At 44.6% G+C, this 1,696-nt stretch carries 3 protein-coding genes; all 3 read left to right on the top strand.

The features are described from left to right. The first annotated feature begins 237 nt into the window (after window positions 1–237). The 3 genes from INF29_RS14130 to INF29_RS14120 are packed head-to-tail and all read left to right on the top strand — an operon-like array spanning window position 238 to window position 1,523. Window positions 238–771 (top strand): hypothetical protein, encoded by a 534-nt coding sequence (locus INF29_RS14130; protein ID WP_193487360.1) that lies wholly within the window; start codon window positions 238–240, stop codon window positions 769–771. A gap of 15 nt (window positions 772–786) precedes the next feature. Beyond that, complete coding sequence (locus INF29_RS14125) at window positions 787–1,326, top strand: hypothetical protein (protein WP_193487358.1); 540 nt, start codon at window positions 787–789, stop codon at window positions 1,324–1,326. Window positions 1,327–1,337: 11 nt separating this feature from the next. Beyond that, complete coding sequence (locus INF29_RS14120; protein ID WP_193487356.1) at window positions 1,338–1,523, top strand: hypothetical protein; 186 nt, start codon at window positions 1,338–1,340, stop codon at window positions 1,521–1,523. Window positions 1,524–1,696: the final 173 nt, after the last annotated feature.

Here is a 1,696-nt window from a genome sequence, read left to right as displayed (position 1 = left end):
AAAATAAACCCAAGAAAACAACAGACCGGATTTTGAGCCGGTCTAATTGTCGTGGAATTTTTATTTAGTTGAAAATCATTAAAAAGCTTGCGAAAAGGTCTTGACTTTTGTTAGCAGGTTTTTATGCCTGTAAAAAGGACAAATGTACTTGTCAAAGATACATCCGCCGTGCTATGCTGAAAATAAGAGATCGGGGGAAAAGGGCATAGATGAAAGGCATGGATTGGGGGGAATCTCATGAAAAAGCAGACATGGATTGAAATTCTTGTCATTGCGGCACTGGCGGCAGGCTGGTTTTATATGGAGAAAACAGAGAGCCTGACGGTATTTGTCAAAGAGGACATGACAAAAGAAGAAATTCTGGCGGAAATGCCGGAAATCGCCGTCACGGAGCAGGATGAAAAGTTGGAGGATTATGTGATGGGGTTGCCGGAGGTGCAGGAACTTTTGGCACAGCCTGACGGGGGAAGTATCCCCAATGAAAAAGAGGAAGCCCTCCTTTCGGATTTTCTGGCAGAAGGCGATTTGCTTACGGGATTTGGCGTAGTGGATCATGAGGTATATCTGAACATCAAACAGGGAGAGGAAAAACGGATTTCCTATACCTTTGACGGCGATGGAACCCAGCCTATGAGAAAGATTATCTGGGTGTATGAACAGCGTTGGGATGGATGGCGCAATACAGCCGCTTATGAAGTATGGGGGGATTCCTATGTGAAGCGGACTGGGAAACATGCGTGGTTCTCTTGGGTCGGCGGTCTGTTCCGATAGAAAGGGGAATATGGTATGAAGAAGATTGGCATTTGCTTGATGGTGATACTGTCATTTGTTTTGGTGGGGAGCCTTGCCTATGACTTTCGTATGAGCAGTCGTTACAGCGTGGTGCAGTTTCAGCCATCTGATATGACGGCAGCAGAAATCAAAGAAGAATTTCCAGAAATCGCTTTTTCTGAGAAAGACCATACCCTCCATGCAGATGTGATGGCATTGCCGGAGGTGCAGGCGGCTTTGACAGCAGAGAAAGAAACCATATTCACCAGAGAAGAAGGGGCAGCTCTTTTGGCGGAATATTTGACAGAAGGAATGCATTTGGAGGAATTTTCCGTTTCTGATGGGGTCTATGTGCGTTTTCGGGATGCAGACCACAGAAAAACGGCATATACCTTTGATGAGGGCTATTTGTCAAAAGAGATTTCTGTTTACGAAAAACATCCGGGACGGAATTGGGACTGTGTTGCCATTTATAAAAATCTGAACGGAAATTATGATAAGGTCGATGGCATTCCTCAGTGGTTTTCCTGGCGGAAACTGCAAGTTGAAGCATAGGAGGGATTTTGATGACGAAAAAAACAAGCCGGAAACTGGGGCTTTTGCTCTTGGTGCTGGCAGTGTGTTTTGTGGTGTACGCTTTGGGGCACCCCACTGGCAGTTTTCCGTGGAGCAACAGCGTCACATATGCCATTTATCTGGGATATCTTTTGGTGACAGCGGCATTTCTTTGGGCACCTTTCGGGAAGAAATAGAAACAGCGTGAAATTAGGAGTATCTTCATAAGAAAATAAAAAAGCCGAAATCCTTATCATGAACTGCACCCCATTTGTTAGACAGTATGATATACTGAATAACAAGTGGGGTGATTTTTATGCCAAAAGGAGTACCAAATAAACGATATACACCAGAATTCAAGCAACTGGTG

Origin of the sequence: Anaerotignum lactatifermentans (genome assembly GCF_014982935.1) — a bacterium.
GTDB lineage: Bacteria > Bacillota > Clostridia > Lachnospirales > Anaerotignaceae > Anaerotignum > Anaerotignum lactatifermentans.
Note: the sequence above shows the minus strand (reverse complement) of the source record. Positions and strands in the feature narration are given on the sequence as shown.